Source organism: Rhodococcus spelaei, from assembly GCF_006704125.1.
GTDB lineage: Bacteria > Actinomycetota > Actinomycetes > Mycobacteriales > Mycobacteriaceae > Rhodococcus_G > Rhodococcus_G spelaei.
The window spans coordinates 421,177-443,432 of sequence record NZ_VIGH01000001.1; the positions used below are offsets into that span (position 1 = coordinate 421,177).

Sequence of the window (22,256 nt, forward strand, 5' to 3'; positions counted from 1 at the left end):
TATCCGTGACCGCTACGGCGTGTTCAGGTAGTCCTGGATCGCCTGCTGCGCCTGGGGGTTGCCGTTGCCCATGCCGACGAGCCCACCGATGATCGCGCCCGTCGGGCTGCCGATCATGCAGCCGGCGAGGCTGCCGGGGAACATCGACACGCAGCCGATGCCCAGCCCGACCACCGCGCCGATGGCCGTCCCGGCCGCGCCGCCGTTCGCCCAGCCCAGGTTGAGCTGGTTGAGCATGTTCGCGAGCGCAGCCTCCTTGGCGGGAGAGTCGACCTGGTGCACTCCCGGAACCGTCAGGCCGGGTGGACCGTCCGCCGGGGTGGCCGCGTTGGCCTGTGCGGTCCCGGCGCCCGCGATCACTGCCGCGGCAATCAGCGCCGATGCCGATCCTCTGGTTATCAGGTTCATGGCGATCCTCACCTTGCAGACGAAGGAAGAGTTCGCGACCGACTGTAATCGTCGACCGCGCCCGCGGCGAGGGAACGGCGGCAATTTTCTGCGTGTCGCTCGCCTACCCGATTGCCGACCGTACGGTTCCGTTCCGTGCCTGCTTCAGACCCCGGCCGGGGTGCGGCAGCTCGCGCGCTCGAGCCCGAACTTCTCCATGGCCAGGCTGGCTGGGCACCATCCGATCGCGGCGTAGAAGACGAGGTTGGCGCCGACGAAACCGGTGAGCAGCAGCCACCACGCCGAGAAGGCCAGTGTCAGGGCCACACTCAGCAGGATCATCACTCCGGCCATGAGTGGCACAACGCGTTCGACAGTCCAGCCCTGGTGGCGGGGAAGAGTTTTCATGTGAATCTCCTTGGTAGGTAGGCGGAGTCGGAACGGATCAGCCGTGCGAGAAGCTGATCTTCGGCAGGATCCGGCGAAGCCAGGCCGGCGACCACCAGGCGGCGTGACCGGTCAGGCGCAGCAGCGCCGGCAGCAGCACCAGTCGGACCAGGATCGCGTCGAGCAGTACGGCGACGCCGAGGATGACGCCCATCTCCTTGGGCGGCAACGGATCTGCGAGTGCGAAGCTGAAGAACACCCCGACCATCACGGCGGCGGCCGCGAATATGACCCGCCCCGAGTGCCCCATGCCCTCGACTTGCGCGGCGGCGGCGTCACCGGTGCGCTCGTACTGTTCCTTGACCGTCGAGAGCAGGAACACCGTGTAGTCCATCGCGATGGCGAAGATCATCGCGAAGAAGAACACCGGACCCCACCCGTCCAGGAAGCCCTGCGGGGTGAAGCCGAGCAGGCTCGCCCCGTGACCGTCCTGGAAGATCAGCTTGGCCACGCCGAACGCCGCGGCGGTCGAGAGCAGGCTCACCACGGTGCCCAGGATGGCGATCAGCGGTGCCTGCAGCGCGATCAGCAGCAGCAGGAATCCGAGGGCGAGGATGACCGCGACGATGATCGGCAGGTAGTCGTTCAGCGCCTGCTGCAGGTCGAGGTTCTCCGCGGGCGCGCCGCCGACGCGGGCCTGCTCGGGCAGGTCGGCGCGCAGCCGGTCCACGATCGAGCCCATCGAGTCGTCGGAGGGGTCGACGTTCGGCATCGCCTGCAGCATCACGTAGTCCGAGCCGTCGATCGCAGGCATCGGCGGGGTGACCATGGCGATGCCCTCGGTCGCCGCGGCGGCCGCCGCGGTCGCGTCGGCTTCCGAGGTGGGGGCGATGATCTGGAGCATGCCGGGTGCGCCCTCGCCCATCTGAGCCTGGACCAGCTCGTAGCCCTGGCGGACGGGGGCGTTGGTGGGCACGACCTGGATCGACGGCATCGCGACCTTGAGTCCGAACACCGGGATGGACAGCCCGACCAGCACGACGACGGCGCCGATCGCGAACGGCCACGGGTGCTTGTGCAGCAGGGTGCCCCAGGCCGCGAACCGCGGGGACCGGTGCTGCTGTCGCTTGGCGAACGGGAGCGAACCGGCGTTGACCTTCGGTCCGAGCTTCCCGAGAGCGGCGGGGAGCAGCGTCAGGGTGGCGGCGAGGACGAAGGCGACCGCGAGCATGATGCCGACGGCCATGGTCCGCACGGCCGGGGCCGGGACCAGCAGCACGGCGGACAGGGACACCAGCACAGTGACGCCCGACAGCACCACGGCCTTGCCTGCGGTGTCCATGGTCTCGGCGACCGCGAGGCGGGGATCGCCGGTCTTGCCCAGCGCGTCGCGGAAGCGGGAGACGAGGAACAGGGCGTAGTCGATGCCGAGTGCGAGGGCGAACATCATCGCGAAGTTCATGGCCCACACCGAGATCGGGGTGACGGTATTGAGTAGGACCAGCCCGCCCGCGGACGCGACGAGGCCGGCGAGGGTGAGCAGCAGCGGCAGTCCGGCGGCGACGAGGGAGCCGAAGGCGAGCACCATGATCGCCATGGTCACCGGCCAGGAGACCATTTCGGCCTTGATCATCGCGTCATGGTTGGCCTTGTTGAAGTCGCTCCACAGTGCGGACGCGCCGGTCGGGTAGACCTCCACGCCGTCCCCGGACAGCGCGGTGAGTTCGCCCTTGACGTCGTCGACGGCCTTGACCATGTCGTCGGTGCTCGCGTTTGCGCCGGCGATCAGGATGCCGGTGTGCCCGTCGGGGCTGATCGTCATCCCGGGCTGCGGCGCGATGACCTCGCCGAAGCGTGGGTCGGCCGCGAACACCGCGGTGGCCTCGTCGAGGACGCGGGCGACGGCGGGATCGGTCACCTGCTCGGTGTCCGAGTGCACCACCACCTGCACCGAGGCGGAGGAATTGCCGCCGAAGTGTTCCTGCGCCAACTCGCGGACCTGCACCGATTCCGAGCCGTTGGCCTGCCAGCCGGCGCCGGCCAGAGAACTGAACACCGACGGTGCGGCGGCACCGAGCGCGACCAGCGCGATCAGCCACACCCCGAACACCCATCCCGCACGACCGGCCATGGTCGCGCCCAGTCTGCCGAGGATGCCCCCGAAGTCGGCACTGGTCGGCGCGGCGGCGGACGCCCGTGACGGTGGACGGTCCGCGGTCGCCAGCTTCCTGCTGCTCACTCTCGACTCCTTACGTAGATACCCCATGGGGTATTAGGCAATGCGCTCGACGATACCCCCAGGGGTATCGATGTGGCCAGCGAGAAGCGTCACACGTCGAGCGGGATGATCGGTCAGGACGCCTGCCGGAGCTGCATGCCGGCGAGCTCCACGACGTACTCGGCGGCGGCGTCGTCGTAGGTCACGCTGTAGGTGGTGGGGTAGTAGCCGGACTTCGCATACGCCTGCGGTTGCCTGACGTCCTCGGTCAGTGTCGGGCGGGTCTGCAGCCACTGGCGGGTCATCATCGGTTCCGTGAACGTGTAGGCCCCGTCCCAGGAGCCGGCGAGCACTGCCTGGTCGAAGTTGTACAGGCCCGGGATCATGCCGTCGGCCCGGTTCGCCCAGTGCAGGCCCATCTTCGGCGAGGTGTTCATCTCGGGCGGACCGGGTGTGGGAATGTAGTCCACGGGCATGTACTGCGCCGGTGGCAGTTTCGATGCACGCGACTGGAAATCCGCACGCGCGGGGTCGATTTCGTCGACCGCACTTGCATCGATCATGTAGAAGTGCATGTCGAAGTGCGGTTTCGCGAACAGTCCCAACGGCCCGTGCCCGTGCGGGTTCCAGTCCAGCGTGACGTACTCGAAGGCCGTCGGCGGGGTCTGGTCCGGCAGCTCGAGCGGGAAGGTCTGCATCTCCACGTCGGCGGCATCGGTCAGTCCGTCCAGGGCGGACGCGGACAGGCGGATCCCGACGCCGGCCGGTGTGCCGTTCTCGTCGAGCGTCACGAAGGACCGCGCTGTGCCGCCGCCGACGTCCACGGCGGGTCCGAACCAGGTCGGGGTGGCGGCGGAGGAGTCCGCCATGCACCCGGTCGCGACGCTCAGGCTCGCGCAGACAGCGAGGGTCAGGCCGACTGTCGGGGACCGTCGAGAAGCGTGCATGATGCACCTCGTCTGGATGTGGCCGGGCTGAACAGCCTACCGCCGACGGCTGCCGAGTCAGGGCGAATCAGACTTCCGAGCAGCGAAGATGTGACGTCCGGGTGCGCTCGGCTATCTTCTCCGCGGCCAGGTGTGACGGGCGACCACGGCGGTCGGCCCGGTGTGAAAGTGGGATCAATGAAGTTGCTCGCGGCGACGGCCCTCACCATGGCGACGGCGGCGCTGCTCCCGTCGACCGCCTCGGCCGGAGGCATCACAGCCCCCACCAGCGCGCAGGTCGCGACCATCGACCATGTCACGATGCTCACCGACCAGCGCGCCGCGCTCTTCGTGAACTCGCCGTCGATGGGCCGGGTCGTGCAGGTCCAGGTGCTGCTGCCGGCCGACCGGTCGACGGCGCGGCCCACGCTGTACCTGCTCGACGGCGTCGGAGCCGGCGAGGACACCGACGACACCGAGAGCACCTGGACTGACAGGACCGACGCCGTCGACTTCTTCGCCGACAAGGACGTCAACGTGGTGCTGCCGGTCGGCGGCCTCGCGAGCTACTACACCGACTGGCAGCGCCGCGACCCCGTGCTCGGCGTCAACCAGTGGGAGACGTTCCTGACCGAGGAACTGCCGCCGATCGTCGACGCTCGCTTCCACGGCAACGGCGTCAACGCGGTCGCGGGCCTGTCGATGGGCGGCACCGGCGCGCTGAACCTGATAACGCGCCATCCCGACCTGTACACGGGCGTCGCGTCGTACAGCGGCTGCGCGGACACCTCCAGCACCCCGGAGGCGCAGTTCGTGGTTCGTCGGACGGTCGGGTTCAAGAAGGGCAACGCCGACAACATGTGGGGCCTCGACACCGACCCGGACTGGGCCGCGCACGACCCGATGCGCAACGCCGAGGCGCTGCGGGGCAAGGTCGTCTACTCGTCGGTCGGCAACGGTCTGCTCGGGCCGCACGACCGCCCGGACGATCCCGACCTCCCGCTGATCATCGTGATCGGCGCCCCCCCTCGAAGCCGCCGCGCTGCACTGCACGCAGGGCTTCGAGCAGCGACTGGGCCAGTTGAACATTCCGGCGACCGTCGTGTACCGGCCGAACGGCACGCACACCTGGCTGTACTGGCAGGACGACCTGCACGCATCGTGGCCGACGTTGAGCGGCGCCCTCGGGCTCTGACGCTTACCTCACGTCACGAGTGGGGCGGCGCGACAGCCGATTTCCGTGTCGAGCCTTCACTGACGGCCATCTTCGGCTACCTTGACGAGCAGCGGTACGCCCGCAACCCGTGGGTAGCCGCCCGAGGTGGGCCCATGAAGCTGCTTGCGACAATGGCTCTTTCGGTGGCCCTGTGCGGCCTGATCACCCCGGCCGCGTCGGCCGGACCTCGGGGCCCCGCCCCCGGGCCCGAGGCGGCATCGGTGGACCACGTCACCATGCTCACGGACCGCCGCGCCGCGGTGTTCGTGAACTCGCCGGCGATGGGTCGGGTGGTGCAGGTCCAGGTGTTGCTGCCGGCCGGCTCGGCGCCGCGGCCGACCCTGTACCTGCTCGACGGCGCGGGCGGCGGTGAGGAGTCGGCCTTCCGGGAGAGCACCTGGACGCAGAAGACCGACGCGGTCGGCTTCTTCGCCGACAAGGACGTCAACGTGGTGCTGCCGGTCGGCGGCACCGGCAGCTACTACACCAACTGGAAGCGACCCGACCCTGCGCTCGGCGTCGACGAGTGGGAGACGTTCCTGACTGCGGAACTGCCCCCGCTGATCGACGCGGGTTTCCACGGCAACGGGGTCAACGCGATCGCGGGACTGTCGATGGGCGCGCACGCCGCGCTGAACCTCGTCACCCGCCATCCGAGTTTGTACGGCGGCGTCGCGGCCTTCAGCGGGTGCGCCGACAACAGCCAGTCCAACTCGAAGCTCTCGGTGCGCGCGACGGTCGCGTGGAAGGGCGGGGACGCCGACAACATGTGGGGTCCCGACGGCGATCCGGCCTGGGCGGCCAACGACCCGCTGCGCAACGCGGAGGCGTTGCGCGGCAAGGCGATCTACCTAGCGGTGGGTAACGGCGTCGTCGGGCCGGCGGACGATCCGACCACCACAGCCGGCCTCAGCGCGATCACTCTCGGCGCGGTGCTCGAGGCCGCCGCGTTGCACTGCACGCAGCTGTTCGACGAGCGGCTACGTCAACTGGGCATCCCCGCGACCGTCCACTACCGGCCGAACGGCACACACTCCTGGCCCTACTGGCAGCAGGACCTGCACGACTCGTGGCCGACGCTGGCGCGGGCGCTGGGACGCTGACGCGAGTCAGACCGTGCGCGACTTCCAGATGGTCAGACCGTCGCCGGTGGCGAATGCGAGGAACGCGTCGTTCTCGTCGGGATCGCCGATGGTGATCCGCACGCCGTCGGTGCCGTAGGGGCGGACCAGCACGCCGGCCGCCGCACTGGCCTCGGAGAACTCGGACGAGCGGTCGGCGAGCGGCAGCCAGACGAAGTTCGCGTTGGACGCCGGCACCTCGTAGCCGGCCTCGAGGAGGGTCGCGCGCATCCGGCGGCGCTCGGCGACGATCCCGTCGGTGCGGGCCAGCAGTTCGTCCGCGGCGGCCAGCGAGGCGATCGCGGCGGCCTGTGCGACCGTGCTGACAGCGAACGGGATGTGCACCTTGCTCAGTGCCGCGACGATCGCCGGGTCCGCCACCGCGTACCCGACCCGCAGGCCGGCAAGGCCGTACGCCTTCGAGAAGGTTCGCAGCACAACGACGTTCGGCCGGCCCTCGGTGAGGGCGACGCCGTTCGGGATCTCCGGACCGGCCTGGTCGCCGGGCCGCATGTACTCGATGTACGCCTCGTCGAGGATCACCAGGACGTCGGTGGGCACGGCGTCGAGGAAGCGCTCGAGTGCGTCCTGCCCGACGGCCGTTCCGGTCGGGTTGTTGGGGTTGCAGACGAAGATCACCCGGGTCCGGTCGGTGATCGCCGCGAGCATCGCGTCGAGGTCGTGCACGTGGTCGGCGGTCAGGGGCACCTGGACCGGGGTGGCGCCGGCGACCATGGCGACCACCGGGTACACCTCGAACGCGCGCCAGGCGAAGAGCACCTCGTCGCCGGGGCCCGCGGTGATCTGCACGAGTTCCTGGCACAGGCTCACCGATCCGCAGCCTGCGGCCACACGGTCGACGCTGACACCGAGGCTGGCTGCGAGGGCCTCGCGCAGGGCCACCGACCCGTTGTCGGGATAGCGGTTCACGCCGAGCGCGGACTCCGCGATCGCGGCGGCCACGCTCGGCAGCGGGCCTGCCGTGGTCTCGTTGCTCGCCAGCTTGATGGCGCCGGGAAACGTGCGTCCGGGCACGTAGGGGCTGATGTCGGCGAGGTCTGGGCGCGTTCGGGCAGTCACGATTGCCCATTATGCGCCCGTCCATCTACCGGCCGGTAGCGATTGCCGTTCGCGGCCGAAAAGAAAATCGGGCAGGGCCGCCCGGACCGTGCCACAGTAGACGGTATGGCGGGAATCTTCGCTGACAGTGCGGTGCTCCGCGCAGTCCTCGAGCGCCCCGACGACGCTCCCGAACACGTGCCCCTGACGGCCGTCGAACCGGACGGTCCCGCCCGCGGCGGCATCGTCGTCCTGCACGAGTCGCGGCAGTTCACCGAGACGTTGCTGGACCTGATGCGACTGTTGGCCGGGGAGGGCTGGCTGACGGTCGCGCCGCACCTGTTCCACCGGCAGTCCGCGCACAGTGCCGCGGAAGTGTTCGGCGACAGCCTGTTCGCGGACTTCGACGCCACCTTCGACTGGCTGGTCGCGCGGGGTGTGTACGCCGACTGCGTCGGGGTGCTCGGGTTCGACGACGCGGGCACGGCTGCGCTCCTGGTCGCGACGAACCGTCCGATCGGCGCGGCGGTGAGCGTGTCGGCGCGCGGGATCCTCGAGCCGCTCGATCCGGAAGCGCCCGCCCTGGTCGACGCGGCCGCGTCGTTGCAGGCGCCGTGGCTCGGGCTGTACGGCGACGACGATCCGTGCACCCCGCCCGATCAGGTCGAGCGGTTGCGCGAGGCGGTCGCCCGCGCGCCGGTCGCAACCCACGTGGTCAGCTACCGCGGCCTCGAGCACCGCGCCGACGAGCCGCCGACCCTGCCCGCCGACGGCGACGACGCCGACCCGACTACGCAGGCGATCATGGACGCGACCCGCCGGATCTTCGACTGGTTCGACAGCAACCTCCGATAACGCCCGTCTGACCAGCCGTTTTGCCTAAACCGTCCGGTCCTGTGTAATCTTTCGCCCGGCGGTTCGAAAGGACCTGAGCCTAGGAAGCGTGCCAGAGCGGCCGAATGGGACTCACTGCTAATGAGTTGTCCTCCTCAAAGGGGACCGGAGGTTCAAATCCTCTCGCTTCCGCCACGCTGGTGCACGTAGGCCAGCACAACTGAAGACATGCGCCCGTAGCTCAACGGATAGAGCACTTGACTACGGATCAAGAGGTTAGGGGTTCGAATCCCTTCGGGCGCACAGTGAAACACCCCGTCACCAGCCATTGGTGGCGGGGTGTTTCGGTCTGGCTGGACAACGGCGATACGCTCTCCTCTTCGCCTCGCGCGGAGTACCTCCCGGAGGTTCGCCAGTGTCGAATCAGCACCCTTCCCGGACTTGGCGCGGATGCGCCCTCTGCAAGCCGCACAAGCGCCGCGGCCAGGGCCGTGCCCGGCGTGAACCGGTCGCCGTCGTCAGGCAGCTCGGAAAGTCGCGGCGGTTGTCCCGGCGCGACCTGGGCGACGCGCTGCGCAACTGAACTCATGTCGCGAACGGGCGATTCCCGGGGCATCGGCCGAGAGACCACCCAGGAAACTGCCCGTTCGTGCGCCGGACGAGGTTTCGGCTTCTCGATCTCCCTCGGCTCGGGCTCACCAGCTGCAGCCGCAGACTCCCGCCAGCGACCGCACCTGGTAGCACTCGGTACACGCCTGGCCGTGCTCGCGGCGTCGACTGCGGTCGCGCTTCTGCGCCTTCGCCCGCATCGCCACGACCGACTGGGTCAGCGTCGCGATGCCGCCGTCGGCCGGCAGGTCCGGAGCGCCGAAATGCCGGTAGCAGCGCAACCTCTCCTCGGCGGCGTGCCACTCGACGTCCGCGGGCAGCTCGCCGTAGGTCGACTCGACGGCCTTCGCGTATCCGTCGCCGACGCGGCCGTCGACGCTGCTCACGCACAACGCGGAGAGCAGCGGTTCGCCGCGACGGCTGCACTCGAGTGCGACCTTCGCGAGGGTCTTGCCGATCCAGTTCTGGAGGAGGTTGCTGGTGCGTACGCCGGAGGCGGACTGGATGGTCTCGGCGAGCTCCGGGTACGTGGTCGTACTCCGGTAGCTGCCTGCGACATCGATCAGCGCGCGCCGCGCCTCGGCAGCCCAGATCTCCTGGTTGTCGGCCATGGGTACCTCCTCGGTCCGTTGCCCAGTTCATCCATTTGCGTTATCGGAGTGTTACCGCGATCACGTCGTGGGTTCGCAGGGCGATGAGGTCGGCCCGGTGTTCTCTCGCCGAATCGCGGTGGGCGAACGTCGGACTGGGGAATCCGACCGAGGTCGCCAAGGTGACGCGCGGGCGCGGGTTCGTCGCCCCGGCTGCTGTTCCGGGCCGCGTCGCTTACCGTAGTTGAGTGACCAATCCTGCTCAGGACGCCGCGGCCACCGGTTCGACCTGGCCCACGATCCTCACCTGGCGTGCGCAGTCCGCGCCCCGCATGGAGTCGGTGCGGGTGCAGTTGCTCGGAAATCGGATCAAGGCGGCCGGCCGGATCATCGGCGGCGAATGCGAGGAGCATCCCGCCTTCAGCGCCTCCTACGACCTGGTCACCGACGAGAACGGCGTGACCCGCAGGCTCTCGCTGCGGACCAGCCTCGCCTCCCGTGAGCGGCAGATCTCGATCAGCCGCGACGAGGAGGGCTACTGGATGGTCGAGGACGGCACCACCCACACCCGCTCCACCTTCGGGGGCGCGCTGGACGTGGACGTGGTGCTCAGCCCGTTCTTCAACACGCTGCCGATCCGCCGCTACGGCATGCAGCACGACTCGGAGGACATCCAGGTCCCGGTCGTCTACGTGCACCTGCCCGACCTGCGCGTGCGGGCCGCGGACCTCACCTACAGCAGCGGACCGGACGGGATCCACGTGCTCTCGCCGGTGTCGAGCTCGTCGATCACCGTCGACGCCGACGGCTTCATCCTCAACTACCCCGGTCTCGCCGAACGGATCTGAGCGGCTCCGCCGCCCGTGAGTCCTTGTGGCCCCTATGCGGGCCGGAAGGACTCACGGTCGCGGAACGCGCCTCCATTCCGGCCGGCCTCGCGCAGCGCCGGGGCCCAGCCGGGCTCGCCGACCGTGATGTCGGTGATCTCCCAGCGCTGCAGGTTCTCGTAGCGCAGCCGCGCTGCGTGCCCGGCGTGCACCAGGGTCTCGGTACTCCGATGCTCGGCGAGCGCGTCGCGGGCCTCGGACAGCAGCCGCAGTGCCTCGTCGAGGGCCACCGTCAACGCCTCCGAGTTCGCCTCACACATCGCCCGCACCAGGTCGGGTGCGGTGCCCGCGACCCGGGTGCAGTCCCGGAACGAGCCGGCGGCCAAGCCGAGCGCGAGGTCGCCGCCCGCTGCCGCGGTCACCGCTAGTGCCTCCGCCAGCAGATGCGGTAGGTGTGAGATCCGAGCGACCGCGGCGTCGTGCTCACGCGCCCCCGCGGGCACCACGACCGAGCCGCAGTCCAGCGCGAGGTGCGCGACCTGCCGCCACGCCTCCGGATCGGTGTCGTCCTCGGCGGCGACCACCCACACCGCGTCGCGGAACAGGCTGGCGTCGCCCGCGGACCACCCGGAGTGCGCGGTGCCCGCCATGGGGTGCCCGCCCACGAACCGGGCGGCGAGTACGTGTCGTCGGACCGCGGCGAGCACCGCGCCCTTGACGCTGACCACGTCGGTCAGGGTGCAGTCGGGTGCGCTCAGCGCGACCTGCGTGAGCACCGCGTCGAGTGCGGGTTCGGGAACCGCGACGACCACCACGGCGCCCTCGGTCTGGGCCCGCTCGAGGGCCGCGGCCAGATCGGTGCCGGCGTCGTATCCGTCGCCGACTGCCTCGTCGACGGCGCCCGCGGATCGGTTGTAGCCCCAGGCCGTGCGGCCCGCCGCGACCGCGGCACGCAGCAGCGAACCGCCGATCAGCCCGAGCCCGAGCACGCACACCGGCGGGTCAGTCGATTCAGCAGACACTCGGACAGGTTGGCACATTTGCCGCCGGACTTCATGTACCGGCCACGAGCGGACTACGGTTGCCGCATGGCTGCTCAGCGCGCGGGTAACAACAGCGCCCCCTCGGACCAGTTCGAGGATCTCGAAGGCTTCGGTGTCGCGGTCGTCCTCGACGACGGCAAGTGGAAGTGCACGGCACTGACCGCGGCGGCACTGACCAGCCTCGAGGCCGCCGAGACCGAGCTGCGCGAGATGCGGAGCTCGGGTGCCGTGTTCGGCCTGCTCGACGTGGACGACGAGTTCTTCGTCATCCTGCGTCCCGCGCCGTCGGGGACCCGGCTGCTGCTCTCCGACGCCACGATGGCCCTGGACTACGACATCGCCGCCGACGTGCTCGAGGCCCTCAACATCGACATCCCCGACCTCGACGTCGACGAGATCGACGACGTGGAGCCGTGGGAGGAGGGCGACCTGAGCCTGCTCGCCGACCTCGGTCTGCCGGAGCCGGTGCTCGGGGTGATCCTCGCGGAGACCGAGCTGTACCCGGACGAGCAGTTGGGCATGATCGCGCAGCGCCTCGGGTTCGCGGGCGAGCTGTCCGCTGTGCTCGACGTGCTGCCCCGGTAGATGACGCCGGACCTCGGCCCGAGGACCCGCGACGAGGCGATGGTCCGTGCGGCGATCGAGGCCGCTCGCGCCGCCGACGCGGCGGACGTTCCGGTCGGTGCAGTGATCTTCGACGCGGACGGCGTGGAACTGGCCCGCGCCGCCAACGCCAGGGAAGCGACCGGCGACCCCACCGCGCACGCCGAGATCGTGGCGTTGCGGGCGGCGGCCCGCGTGCACGGCGACGGCTGGCGGCTCGAGGGCGCGACCCTCGCGGTCACCCTGGAACCGTGCACGATGTGCGCGGGTGCGTTGGTGCTCGCCCGGGTGTCGCGGGTGGTCTTCGGCGCATGGGAACCGAAGACGGGTGCGGTCGGGTCGCTGTGGGACGTCGTCCGCGACCGGCGGCTCACCCACCGGCCGCAGGTCCGCGGGGGAGTGCTCGAACCCGAGTGCGCCGAACTGCTCGAGGAGTTCTTCCGTCTGCAGCGCTGACCACGCGATTTAGCGTCAGCGCCGGAGTCGGGTAAAGTCACCGGCGGTGGCGTGTCCGAGCGGCCTAAGGAGCACGCCTCGAAAGCGTGTGACGGGTAACCCCCGTCCGAGGGTTCAAATCCCTCCGCCACCGCCAAAGCCTCCCGCCTGTTTACACAGGTGGGAGGCTTTTTTCGTGCCCGGATGCGCTCTGATTGGCCCCGTCTGCCCACACTTTGCCCACATCTGCCGGTGAGTGAGAGGCGACCGAGAGGCGCGGGAGGGCATGCACCCCTTGCGGTGGTAGGCGTGGTCAAATCGACTATGACCTGCACCACATGCGTACGTACGGTTTGCCCATCGCGCGCCAGCTGTCGCAGCTGCGGTATTAGAGGCCGCTCACGTCCACTGGGAGGCACTACCGGACGCTTGCCTATATGACGGGGACCGATCGCGCACTGTGCGTAATGTTGGGCAGCTGAGGGGTGAACTTGCAGGTCAGGGGCACGTAACGACATGGGTGTTATTTCGAAATAGGTCTTGCACTACCGGACAAACGCCGTACATTCGTTAGTGAACACCACGGAGGGAGGCACCACCCCATGACTACCAAGACTGAGAGAGTTGAGCTGCGGGTAGCGCCGCAGAGTCACGAACAGATACAAGCAGCAGCGGAACGAGTCAACGAATCGACATCTGAATTCGTTCGGAACGCGGCTTTGGATAGGGCTGACAGGGTACTGGCTCTGTCGAGTCGTACCTTGATGCCAGCAGAGCAGTTCGATGCGCTCATCCACGCACTAGACGTCGCTGATGACGCCCCGAACCTCGAGAAGCTTGCAGCGGAACCGAGGCGGTTCGCCAGGCAATGACATGGGTTTCCAGTGGCCTCACAGCAGAGCATGACGTCGACGAGTTTGACTGCGGCGTCGATCCTCTGAATCGATGGCTGATCCAGAGTGCTTGGCAGGCACATAAACGCGATACCGCACGGACCTACGTCTGGACTCAGCGTGGCGATAGTCGGGTGATGGCGTACTTCGCCATCACTCCGACGCAGGTAAATCGCGAGGAAGATGGGATCAGCAAAACGGTTGCTGCCCGTCTGGATCGGGTACCGGCGTTCCTCATTGCGAAGTTGGCCGTGGAAAAATCCATCCAAGGTGACGGCAACGGTAAGCAGCTATTGCTCGATGCCATCGGAAGGATCGTCGGCGTAGCTCAGCTGGGCGGCGGCCGGCTCATTGTCGTAGATGCGATCGATGACGCCGCTGCGTCCTTCTATGAGAAGTACGACTTCATTCCCGTCCAGAACACCCCTCGGCGTCTCATCATGAAGATTGAGACAGCGAGGAAGGTGTTCCGAATCGACATGCCCTCTTCTGAGTAGTGCCCACACATTGCCCACACTTGCCCACGAAACCCGGTGAGCTGTGGTGACTCGCACTGATGTGATTATGCAGGTCAGCGCGATATCAACCCTCTGGCCAGGAGGTCTGGAAGGGTTCAAATCCCTCCGCCACCGCCACGAAAACCTCCGACCGATTACCGGTCGGGGGTCTTCTGCGTTCGGGGTCGTCCCGCACACCCCCGCTGTCACAACGACGCTGCACGTCCAACGCCCGCGCGACGGCGGCAGAAGGGGTGAGCGGGCGGTCGCGAACTACGCGACCTCGGCGAGCGCGGCGTCGATCCAGCGGACCACCTCCGTGCCGGCCCGGTCGAGGGCCCGCACGTCACGTTGCGCCTTGGCGACCATGATGGCGCCCTCGACGGTCGCGATCGCGGTGGTGGCGACGGACTCGGCGCGGTCCGGGGCCAGCCCGCGACGTTCGAGCTCCGCTGCGATGTCGCTTTCCCAGGCGGTGAACGCCGCGCCCGCGACGGTTCGGGCCGCGTCGAAGTCCCCGCCGGCGAGTGCGGCCGCCGCGACCGGGCAGCTCGCGTCGAAGTCGGAGTCCAGCAGCTGGCGGCGGAAGAGGTCGACGATCGCCTTCAGGGTCTCGCCGGGTCCGCGTTCCTCGAGGTTCGCGGCGATCATCGAGCCCATCAGCCGGCCCGCGAGCAGCGTGGCCTCCTCGGCGAGCTGGGTCTTGCCGCCCGGGAAGTGGTGGTAGATCGAGCCACGCGGCGCCTGCGAGCGCGTGATGACGTCGGCGAACGAGGTGGCGTCGACGCCCCGTTCCCGAAACAGCGTCACCGCGCTGGCCAGCATCCGGTCGCGGGTGGTGCCGCTGTGTTTCACGTGGTTGCCTCGCTCTCGATGCTCGCAGCCGAGGATAGTCCGGCCGTGCATGTCGACGGACCCCAGTTCGCGTACGCCGTCGCCTACCCTCCGACTATGCGAAGGCGCTGGTGGGTACTCGGTTCGGTGGTGGTTGTCGCGGTGCTCGCGCTGGTCGCGGGCCCGTGGGTGTACGGGACGTGGATTGCGACGGACGACGCCCCGGCGGCCTCCGTCTCGACCTCCGGGGCGCAGGCCGCGACCGGTGACGTGAACGGGACCTGGCGGGTCGACCCCGGGACCGCCCCGAACGCGACCGCGGCCGGCTACACCGTGCACGAGGTCCTCAACGGCGCCTCCGTCACCGTCGTCGGGTCCACCGGCGAGGTCGACGGGCAGGTCACGATCGACGCGGACAAGCTGACCGCCGCCACCGTCACGGTGCGGGTCGAGAGCATCAAGATCGACAACGCGCGCCGCGACGGCCAGTTCGCCGGCAACGTCATGGCGGTCGGCACCTACCCGACCGCCCGCTTCACCCTCGACCGGCCGGTCGACCTGTCCGCGTTGCCGACGGACGGGACCACCGCGACCCTTCCCGCGACCGGCACACTCGAACTGCGCGGCGTCACCCGCCCGGTCACCGTCGACGTCAAGGTGCTGCACTCGGGTCAGGCGCTCATCGCGTCCGGTTCGATCCCGGTGACGTGGAAGGACTTCGGGGTGCAGCCACCGTCGCTGGGGTTCGTCACTGTGGACGACGCCGGCACCGTCGACTTCCTGGTGCACCTCGCCACAAGCTAGGGCGTCCACCCGGGCGGACCGACGAGGTACCCGATCCGCTCTCGCCACGACCCCGCCGCCCGCACGTCGCGGGCGATGGCCGCGTACTCGTGGGTCTGCAGGGTGAGGATGTTGTAGGTGCCGACGGGCTTCGTCAGACCGTATGTCGGCCGGTGGGTTTCGGGTTCGAAGGTGCCGAACATGCGGTCCCACAGGATGAGGACGCCGCCGTAGTTCTTGTCGAGGTACTGGGGGTCGCAGCCGTGGTGCACGCGGTGGTGCGAGGGCGTGTTTAACACGAACTCGATCGGTCGGGGCAGTTTGTCGATCCGCTCGGTGTGGACGAAGAACTGGTAGACCATGTTCAGACTGAATCCGACGAACACCATCCACGGCGGAATGCCGATGAGCGGCAACGGGATCCACATGACGATCTCGCCGCTGTTGTTCCACTTCTGGCGCAGCGCGGTCGCGAAGTTGTAGTACTCACTCGAATGGTGCGCCTGGTGTGCCGCCCAGATGATCCGGACTCGGTGCGCGATCCGGTGGTACCAGTAGTACAGCAGGTCCACGCCGACGATCAGGATCACCCAGGTGTACCAGGCGTCGACCGGCAGGTGCCACGGCGCGAGGTACGCGTAGATCGCGGCGTACCCGACGAGCGCGAGCGCCTTCCAGGCGGCGGTGGTGAGGATGGATGCCAGCCCCATCGAGATGCTGGTGCGTGCGTCCAGGCCGGCGTAGCCCGCGCGCGGCGGGTGTGCCCGACCGTCGGCGTCGTACTCGGGTTCGGCCAGGAACCGGGCCGCGCCCCATTCGAGCGCGAGGAACAGCACGAAGAACGGAATGGCGAGCGAGACCGGGTCGCGCAGCGGCTGCGGTAGCGAGTTCCAGAACTCCGGGACGAAATCGAACATCACTGCAGTGTGGCCTCCGGCCGCGTCTCGATCCAGAGCTTTGGGCCGCCGACCTTGCGGGAAGTCGCGTGGACGCACGGCGGCGGTCGCTGGTTCCGCTGTGCACAACCGCCTGTGCACTCCCTCTGACGTGCTCTTCTCGCTGTTAGCGTCGGCCCATCGACAGGGGGAGTCGGACCATCCGGGGGGATCGAATGTCTGAGGGAATGAGTGTCGACGTCGACGCCGTGACGGCGCTGGGGACGGCCCTCGCGTCGGCCGCGTCAGCCATTGCCGTGGTGGACCCGAGGTCGGCGTCGGCCGACGTGGCGGTGCCGGGGTCGGAGGCCGAGGCCGCGCTGACCGGCCTGCCCGATGCGCTCGCCGGCGCCTACGGTCGCACCGCCACCGGGATCCGGTCGATGTCCCGGGCCGCGTCCGCTTCCGCGGCGGGTTACGCGGGCACCGACGCCGGTACCGCCGCCGGGTTCGCCGCGACCGCCGGCGGACACTGATGCGCCCCACCCTGGGCCGACTGCGCGGCTGGAACCCCGATTCGCTCGCCGCCGCCGCGACCCGACTGGCCGCGGGCAGCCGCGCGTACGCCATTGCCGTCGCCGCCGCGGATCGTCTGGTCCGCGATGCGGCGCGGTACTGGACCGGTGCGGCGGCGGACGCGGCCGTGGCCCGATCCGGGCGTGAGTTCGCCTCGGCGACAGTTGTTTCCGGAGTCTCCGAGCGAATCGCCACCGCCCTGGAATCGGGCGCGGCGTCGATCGGCGCCGCTCGTGCGGCCGCGCTGGAGGTGGCCGACCATGCGAGCGCGGACCTCGGGCTGCACGTGACGGACGACGGTCGGGTGAACGCGCCGCGGGTGCCGTGGACGAGCGGATTGGTGGCAGGCGCCCTGGTTCAGGCACGCCTCAACGAGTCGGCGCGGGTCTGCCAGGCCCGGTTGTCGGCAGCCCTCGACTCGGTGGACGAGGCGGATCGGGCGCTTGCCCGGGAACTGCGGCGTGGTGCGGCCGATCTGACGGACCACCCGGCCGCCCCGACCGCAGCCGCCACACCACCACCGAAAACTGCTACACCCGAGCAGAATTCGCGCTACTGGTCGGGCCTGTCGCAGGAGCAGCGACGGTGGGTGCTCGCCGAGCATCCGGACTGGGTCGGCACCAGCGACGGCATCCCGGCGCGGGTGCGCGACGCGGCGAACCGGTCGGTGCTCGCGGCCGATCGGCGGCGAATCGAACAGCGAATCGCGGAGTTGCGGTCCGGTGCGGTGGAATTCGGCCGGTCCGGTATCGCGGGACAGCTGGCGTGGGCGGAGTTTGCCGACGCCAGGTCCCGGCTGGCAGAGATTGCGGCGGTGGAGCGGACCGTCGACCGACCGGACCGGCAACTGCTGGTGTACCGGGACGCGGGCCGACACCTGCAGGCCGCGGTCGCGGTCGGAGATGTGGACATCGCCGACCATGTGGCGGTGTACACGCCGGGGGTGAACGCGAACGTCGCGGACGGTCTCGACGGCTACACCTCGGCGGTGGAGCGGCTCCGGGCCGAAACGGCACGCCAACTCGACGCCGCCGGCCGCGGCGACGAGGACGTCGCGACCATCGCGTGGCTGGACTACCGTGCCCCGCAACTGGACCCGGACCATCCGCTCGCCGCTGCGGTCGATGCGGTTCGCGATCTCGGCGGCCTGCACGGCGCCGAGGCAGGTGGCGAGCGACTGGCAGCTTTCCTGGCCGGCATCACCGCCTCCCGCGCGGATGCGCCGCACCTGACTGCGCTCGGGCACTCGTACGGGTCGACCACCACCGGACTGGCCCTACGCCACGGCGGTACGGGCGTGGACGACGTGGTCTTCCTCGGTTCACCGGGCATCGGCACCGACGACGTCGGCGACCTCGGGCTCGCGCCCGGCCGCGTGTACGTCGCTGAGGCCCACGGGGATCCGATCGCCGACCTCGCCGCGTTCGGCGCCGACCCGAACCGGATGGCCGGAGTCACCTCGCTGTCCACCGCGGCGGGAACGACCTCCGACGGGCAGGAGCGGGCAGGTGCGCGGGGGCACAGCCAGTACCTCGACGACAACACCCTGAGCCAGTACAACCTCGGTGCCGTCGTCGGCGCTCTGCCCGGGCACGTCGTCGAGGGAACCGATGCGGGGATCGCGGACTGGGTGCCCGGATCGATCCTGAACGACCTGCGGGACAAGGTATTCGGCGCCGGACTCGACCTGGGCGACCTCCTCGGGTTGCCCGGCGGGGTTCGACTTCCCTGCCCACAGGCTGACGAGAGAGGAGAGCAGCCATGACATCTGGCGGTCGAGCCGCAGTGGTCGCGGTGCTCGCGGTCGCCGCGATGACTGCGGGAGCGGCGTGCGCGTCGACAGGTACCGGCGAGCGAGTCGGCAACTCGGAGGCCGCGCGTCGCACCGAGATCCTGGCGGCCAGGGTCTCGCTCGAGGAGGCGGTCGCGCGTGCCGCGTCAATGGGGCAGGAGATTCGCATCGCCGTCGCGGCAGCGGTTCCCGCGGGATCCTGGCGGCCGAACCGGCCCCCTTCGGGTGCCGGGAACTGCGAGGGTTTCACCCACACCGCGGGGCAGTCGCGGACCACCGGGACCTGGGTCCTCGAGGGCGGCATCCCGGACGAACGGTGGCCGGCCGCCCTCGCCGCGCTGCGCTCGGTCATCGACCGGCGCGGGTACGGTGCCCCGATCGTCGCGGTCGACCGCCGGAACGACCACGCCTTGCGGATCTACGGACCCGACGACGCGTACCTCTGGTTCGGTTCCGGGGCGAACGCGGTGCTGGACGTGGCCACCGGATGCCACCTGCCCGACTCGAAGCGCCCTCGGTCTGCTGCCGCGGGGAGTTCGAAATGACGTCGAATGAGCTGGGCCACAAGGTCGCTCGAGCCCAGAGTCGCCTCGACGGCCTACATGCGATGGGCGAGGCCGGAGGTGGCGTCGTCCGGCTGAGGCTCACCGCAGACTGCCGACTGGTCGCGCTCGACATCGACCCTCGCGCGCTCGACCTCGGAGCACAGCGGGTGGCTGCCCTGGTGACGCAGGCACACGAGAGTGCGCGCGATTCCGTCCGCCGCGCGGCCGACGAGGTGCTCGGCGAGCTGACCGGCGACCCGTCGATCGCCCGCGCGCTCGACCTGGCGCAGCCCGCCGCGAACGGGTCCGCCGCGGGGGAGGGGGAGGTCTGTGAGGGGAGTCGCACGAGCTTCCTGGTGGACCCGCTCGGACGCCGGCAGGACTGAATTCGGCCTTGCGACACCGGATATTCACCCCCTGGCGTGCGGAGAATGGGGTCAGACCCCACAATTACCGGGTGAAACGCACCGTGACCGCCCTCGCCCTGGGGGCCACCCTCCTGCTCGCCGGCTGCAGCTCGGACGACAGCTCCTCATCCGCCGCCGCCGAGACCTCCGCGGCGCCCGCCGCCACCTGTCCCGCGGACGCCACCAACGACGATCCGACGGCGACCGTCATCGCCAAGACCGCGACACTGCCCGCCGGGGTCACCGTCGACGGCGCCTCCACGAAGATCGACGGCGAGAAGATCCAGGTCACCGTGCGCCTGTGCGGTAGCGATTTGACGGGTGACGCCCTCAAGAACGCCGCCAACGCGGTTGCGGCCCCGGTCAAGGGATCGCTTCTCGCCAACTCGCTCGGCGTGCTGAACGTCGCGGTGGTCGGCGGAGAGTCCCTCCACAGCAGCGACTTCCAGACCTGGACCAGCTAACGGACGCGTCTCTCGCACCCCGAGGGATGTGAGAGACGCGCCCCAGCTTTCCGCAGTCCGCGTCACACGCGCGCGGGCTCTGCCTCCTCGTCCGGACGCGGCTGCGCCGCAGTGGCGTCGCCGTGTCCGGGCCACCAGGCCTTGTGCCCGAGCAGCGCGGTGATGGCGGGCACCAGGAACATCGACATCACGAACGACGACAGCAGGATGCCGAGCGCCACCGCGAAACCCATCTCGGTCATGAAGGCGATCCCGGACAGCAGCATCGACCCGAAGGTGCCGGCCAGGATGATTCCGGCCGCACCGACAGACGGCCCGCCGTGCTCGATGCCGAGTCGCACGGCCTCCCGCGGATCGCGGCCCTCGCGGGCCTCCTCCCTCAGTCGGGCGATCATCAGGATGTTGTAGTCCGTGCCGATCGCCACCACGAACAGGTACAGCATGATCGGCAGTGAGAACGAGATGCCCGGCCGATCACCGACCACTGTGAACAGGAACGCGGTCGCGCCCATGGTGGAGAAGAACACCAGCACCACTGCCGCCATCAGGTAGATCGGCGCCACCAGCGACCGCAGCAGCAGTGCCAGGATCAGCGCAATCAGCACGCCCGCCACCGGGAAGATCACCGACAGGTCGCGATTGTTGGCGTCGCGGATGTCGGTGAACGCGGCGGTCGGGCCGCCGACGAGGACCTCGGTCCCCGCGGGGGCGGCGGCGTGCGCGGCGTCGCGCAGCGGGTCGATCGCGTCGAGCGCCTCGTTGGACTGCGGGCTGTAGTTCAGCAGCAGGTTGATCTGGGCGGTGCTGCCGTCCTTGGAGATCAGCGCGAGGCCCCCACCCGGTCCTGCGGGCATGGCGCCGCCGACGCCGGCGGAGGACGCCAGTTCGTGTGCCACCCGCTCTGCCTCGGCCGGGTCGAGCGGGTGCCCGTCGGTGGCGTGCAGGTACACCAGGGTCGGGTTGAGCGCGCCGGCCGGGAAGCCGGACTGCAGGTCCTTGATGCCGCGCGCCGACTCGGTCGTCGAGGGCAGCTGGCCGAGCTGGTCGTAGTCCGTCTTGAAACCGAACATGCCGAGCGCCAGCACGACGAGCAGCCCGCCGGAGATCAGAGCGACCACCCCGGGACGCCGCCCGGTGAAGGCGCCGAGCTTGGCGAAGACGGTGCCGTTCGGCTCCTTCTGCCACGACTTCGACGGCCAGAACACCTTGGTGCCGATGAGCGACACGATCGCGGGGATCAGGGTCAGCGAGGCCAGCGCCATGATTCCGACGCCGATCGCCAGGGCCGGCCCGAGGCTGCGGAACGCGCCGAACACCGCGAGCAACAACGCGCAGAACGCGACGATGATTGCGCCGGCCGCGGACGCGATGACCTCACCGACCCGCTCGACCGCGTGGACGAGTGCGGAGGTCTTGTCCTCACCGGCGCGCAGGCGCTCCCGGAAGCGGAACAGCAGGAAGAGGATGTAGTCGGTGCCGACGCCGAACAGCACCACGGTGAGGATGATCTGCAGGGACTGGTCGACCTGCAGTCCGGTCGCCTTGGCGACGAGCGCGATGATGCCCGGCGCGATGGACGAGACGATCGCGACCGAGACGATGGGCAGCAGCGCGGCGATGGGGCTGCGGTAGATGATCAGCAGCAGGCCGATGATCAGCAGGACCGTGACGATGCCGATGATGGACTCGGCGTTCGCGAAGGCCTCCTCGTTGTCGACCATGAGTGCCGCGTCGCCGGTGACCGACATCCGCAGGTCGCTGCCGCCCAGCGAGGTCGAGCCGATCTCGCGGATCTGCTTCACCGCCTCACCGACGGGCTTCTCGTCGGCCATGCCCTGGAGTCCGACGTTGACCAGTTGGACCTGTCGATTCTCGGAGACCGCCTGTGGCCCGGTCGTGACCGTGACCACCCGCTCGATGCCGGCGGAGTTCACAGTCCCGGCCAGACCCTCGATCTTGGCCTGGTCGTCGGCGGAGAGCGCCTGTCCGTCGGCGCGTTTGATCACGATGGTCGCGGTGGCGTCGTCCGTCTTCGCGAACTTGTCCTGCGCGAGGTGTTGAGCCTGGATGGACTCGTAGGTGTCCGGGAGGAATCCCGACTGCTCCTTGTTGAGTACGTCGCTGAGCGTGGGCGCGAAGGCCACCACCGCGACGGCGGCGACGATCCACGCCGCGATGATCTTCCATGGATTGTGTACGACGAACCGAGCAAGCCTTCCGAACATGTGCCCCTCCACACCCGTTCATGAATCTACGTACCGTGCGGTTTGTAGACTGCCAGGTGCCGAGGTGCCGGGCAACAGCAATTGACAGGGTGCGGATGGTGTGCGAGAGC

23 protein-coding genes, 3 tRNA genes and 1 pseudogene are annotated in these 22,256 nt (G+C 69.3%); 17 read left to right on the forward strand and 10 right to left on the reverse strand.

The genetic code is table 11. The features are described from left to right. Positions 1-12: 12 nt before the first annotated feature. From FK531_RS01890 to FK531_RS01905, 4 genes are all read right to left on the reverse strand, one after another. Complete coding sequence (locus FK531_RS01890; protein ID WP_142094937.1) at positions 13-408, reverse strand: hypothetical protein; 396 nt, start codon at positions 406-408, stop codon at positions 13-15. 144 nt (positions 409-552) lie between these two features. Beyond that, on the reverse strand, positions 553-795 hold the full coding sequence (locus FK531_RS01895) for a YgaP family membrane protein (RefSeq protein ID WP_142094938.1): 243 nt from the start codon (positions 793-795) through the stop codon (positions 553-555). A 37-nt stretch (positions 796-832) separates the two neighbouring features. Then, complete coding sequence (locus FK531_RS01900) at positions 833-2,905, reverse strand: MMPL family transporter (RefSeq protein WP_246097830.1); 2,073 nt, start codon at positions 2,903-2,905, stop codon at positions 833-835. Between the two features lie 221 nt (positions 2,906-3,126). Continuing rightward, on the reverse strand, positions 3,127-3,939 hold the full coding sequence (locus FK531_RS01905) for a DUF5602 domain-containing protein (RefSeq protein ID WP_142094940.1): 813 nt from the start codon (positions 3,937-3,939) through the stop codon (positions 3,127-3,129). A gap of 177 nt (positions 3,940-4,116) precedes the next feature. Between FK531_RS01905 and FK531_RS01910 the strand changes: the two are divergent. Together FK531_RS01910 and FK531_RS01915 are read left to right on the forward strand one after the other, a co-directional pair. After that, a pseudogene (locus tag FK531_RS01910) lies at positions 4,117-5,113 on the forward strand (alpha/beta hydrolase). A 134-nt stretch (positions 5,114-5,247) separates the two neighbouring features. Next, entirely contained in the window at positions 5,248-6,237 is a 990-nt protein-coding gene (locus tag FK531_RS01915) for an alpha/beta hydrolase (RefSeq protein WP_142094941.1), read from the forward strand. A gap of 6 nt (positions 6,238-6,243) precedes the next feature. On the opposite strand, the gene hisC is transcribed toward FK531_RS01915, so the two are convergent. Then, positions 6,244-7,335 carry a histidinol-phosphate transaminase gene (gene hisC, locus FK531_RS01920; RefSeq protein WP_142094942.1) on the reverse strand — a complete coding sequence of 364 codons (1,092 nt, stop codon included), beginning with the start codon at positions 7,333-7,335 and terminating at the stop codon, positions 6,244-6,246. A gap of 105 nt (positions 7,336-7,440) precedes the next feature. Between hisC and FK531_RS01925 the strand changes: the two genes are divergently transcribed. The 3 genes from FK531_RS01925 (at position 7,441) to FK531_RS01935 (ending at position 8,451) form a co-directional block, all read left to right on the forward strand. Beyond that, complete coding sequence (locus FK531_RS01925) at positions 7,441-8,169, forward strand: dienelactone hydrolase family protein (RefSeq protein ID WP_142094943.1); 729 nt, start codon at positions 7,441-7,443, stop codon at positions 8,167-8,169. Between the two features lie 82 nt (positions 8,170-8,251). Then, positions 8,252-8,343 (forward strand) — tRNA-Ser (locus FK531_RS01930). A gap of 35 nt (positions 8,344-8,378) precedes the next feature. After that, positions 8,379-8,451 (forward strand) — tRNA-Arg (locus tag FK531_RS01935). A gap of 392 nt (positions 8,452-8,843) precedes the next feature. Here FK531_RS01935 and FK531_RS01940 read toward each other — a convergent pair. Then, a complete protein-coding gene (locus FK531_RS01940) occupies positions 8,844-9,368 on the reverse strand; it encodes a hypothetical protein (protein ID WP_142094944.1) in 525 nt (174 codons plus the stop codon). Between the two features lie 227 nt (positions 9,369-9,595). Between FK531_RS01940 and FK531_RS01945 the strand changes: the two genes are divergently transcribed. Next, positions 9,596-10,195 carry a putative glycolipid-binding domain-containing protein gene (locus FK531_RS01945; RefSeq protein WP_142094945.1) on the forward strand — a complete coding sequence of 200 codons (600 nt, stop codon included), beginning with the start codon at positions 9,596-9,598 and terminating at the stop codon, positions 10,193-10,195. A gap of 32 nt (positions 10,196-10,227) precedes the next feature. Here the strand turns inward: FK531_RS01945 and FK531_RS01950 are convergent, their stop codons facing one another. Next, positions 10,228-11,214, reverse strand: coding sequence for a prephenate dehydrogenase (locus FK531_RS01950; RefSeq protein WP_142094946.1), 987 nt, complete (start codon positions 11,212-11,214; stop codon positions 10,228-10,230). A 48-nt stretch (positions 11,215-11,262) separates the two neighbouring features. Here FK531_RS01950 and FK531_RS01955 point away from each other — a divergent pair, with 48 nt between their 5' ends. The 5 genes from FK531_RS01955 to FK531_RS01975 all read left to right on the forward strand — a co-directional run bounded on the left by FK531_RS01955 (position 11,263) and on the right by FK531_RS01975 (position 13,645). After that, the gene (locus FK531_RS01955) at positions 11,263-11,802 is read left to right on the forward strand and encodes a tRNA adenosine deaminase-associated protein (RefSeq protein WP_142094947.1); all 540 of its coding nucleotides are present in this window, start codon (positions 11,263-11,265) and stop codon (positions 11,800-11,802) included. A 39-nt stretch (positions 11,803-11,841) separates the two neighbouring features. Next, entirely contained in the window at positions 11,842-12,276 is a 435-nt protein-coding gene (locus FK531_RS01960) for a nucleoside deaminase (RefSeq protein WP_142095323.1), read from the forward strand. Positions 12,277-12,321: 45 nt separating this feature from the next. Continuing rightward, a tRNA-Ser gene (locus FK531_RS01965) sits at positions 12,322-12,412 on the forward strand. A 445-nt stretch (positions 12,413-12,857) separates the two neighbouring features. Further along, complete coding sequence (locus FK531_RS01970; protein WP_142094948.1) at positions 12,858-13,127, forward strand: type II toxin-antitoxin system TacA family antitoxin; 270 nt, start codon at positions 12,858-12,860, stop codon at positions 13,125-13,127. Next, entirely contained in the window at positions 13,124-13,645 is a 522-nt protein-coding gene (locus tag FK531_RS01975) for a GNAT family N-acetyltransferase (RefSeq protein WP_142094949.1), read from the forward strand. The genes FK531_RS01970 and FK531_RS01975 overlap by 4 nt, the downstream gene beginning before the upstream one ends. Positions 13,646-13,918: 273 nt before the next feature. On the opposite strand, the gene FK531_RS01980 is transcribed toward FK531_RS01975, so the two are convergent. After that, positions 13,919-14,500 carry a TetR/AcrR family transcriptional regulator gene (locus FK531_RS01980; RefSeq protein WP_246097772.1) on the reverse strand — a complete coding sequence of 194 codons (582 nt, stop codon included), beginning with the start codon at positions 14,498-14,500 and terminating at the stop codon, positions 13,919-13,921. A gap of 96 nt (positions 14,501-14,596) precedes the next feature. Between FK531_RS01980 and FK531_RS01985 the strand changes: the two genes are divergently transcribed. Beyond that, entirely contained in the window at positions 14,597-15,283 is a 687-nt protein-coding gene (locus tag FK531_RS01985) for a YceI family protein (protein ID WP_142094950.1), read from the forward strand. Here the strand turns inward: FK531_RS01985 and FK531_RS01990 are convergent. After that, complete coding sequence (locus FK531_RS01990) at positions 15,280-16,179, reverse strand: sterol desaturase family protein (RefSeq protein WP_142094951.1); 900 nt, start codon at positions 16,177-16,179, stop codon at positions 15,280-15,282. The two genes, FK531_RS01985 and FK531_RS01990, sit on opposite strands and share 4 nt — an antisense overlap. 206 nt (positions 16,180-16,385) lie before the next feature. Between FK531_RS01990 and FK531_RS01995 the strand changes: the two genes are divergently transcribed. From FK531_RS01995 to FK531_RS02015, 5 genes are all read left to right on the forward strand, one after another. After that, complete coding sequence (locus FK531_RS01995) at positions 16,386-16,673, forward strand: hypothetical protein (protein WP_181762774.1); 288 nt, start codon at positions 16,386-16,388, stop codon at positions 16,671-16,673. Beyond that, on the forward strand, positions 16,673-18,478 hold the full coding sequence (locus FK531_RS02000; RefSeq protein WP_142094953.1) for an alpha/beta hydrolase: 1,806 nt from the start codon (positions 16,673-16,675) through the stop codon (positions 18,476-18,478). The genes FK531_RS01995 and FK531_RS02000 overlap by 1 nt, the downstream gene beginning before the upstream one ends. Continuing rightward, on the forward strand, positions 18,475-19,050 hold the full coding sequence (locus tag FK531_RS02005; protein ID WP_142094954.1) for an LppA family lipoprotein: 576 nt from the start codon (positions 18,475-18,477) through the stop codon (positions 19,048-19,050). The genes FK531_RS02000 and FK531_RS02005 overlap by 4 nt, the downstream gene beginning before the upstream one ends. Continuing rightward, the gene (locus FK531_RS02010; RefSeq protein WP_181762775.1) at positions 19,047-19,436 is read left to right on the forward strand and encodes a YbaB/EbfC family nucleoid-associated protein; all 390 of its coding nucleotides are present in this window, start codon (positions 19,047-19,049) and stop codon (positions 19,434-19,436) included. The genes FK531_RS02005 and FK531_RS02010 overlap by 4 nt, the downstream gene beginning before the upstream one ends. 71 nt (positions 19,437-19,507) lie before the next feature. Next, positions 19,508-19,921 (forward strand): hypothetical protein, encoded by a 414-nt coding sequence (locus FK531_RS02015; protein ID WP_142094956.1) that lies wholly within the window; start codon positions 19,508-19,510, stop codon positions 19,919-19,921. A gap of 62 nt (positions 19,922-19,983) precedes the next feature. Here the strand turns inward: FK531_RS02015 and FK531_RS02020 are convergent, their stop codons facing one another. After that, entirely contained in the window at positions 19,984-22,146 is a 2,163-nt protein-coding gene (locus FK531_RS02020) for an MMPL family transporter (RefSeq protein WP_142094957.1), read from the reverse strand. Positions 22,147-22,256 lie beyond the last annotated feature (110 nt).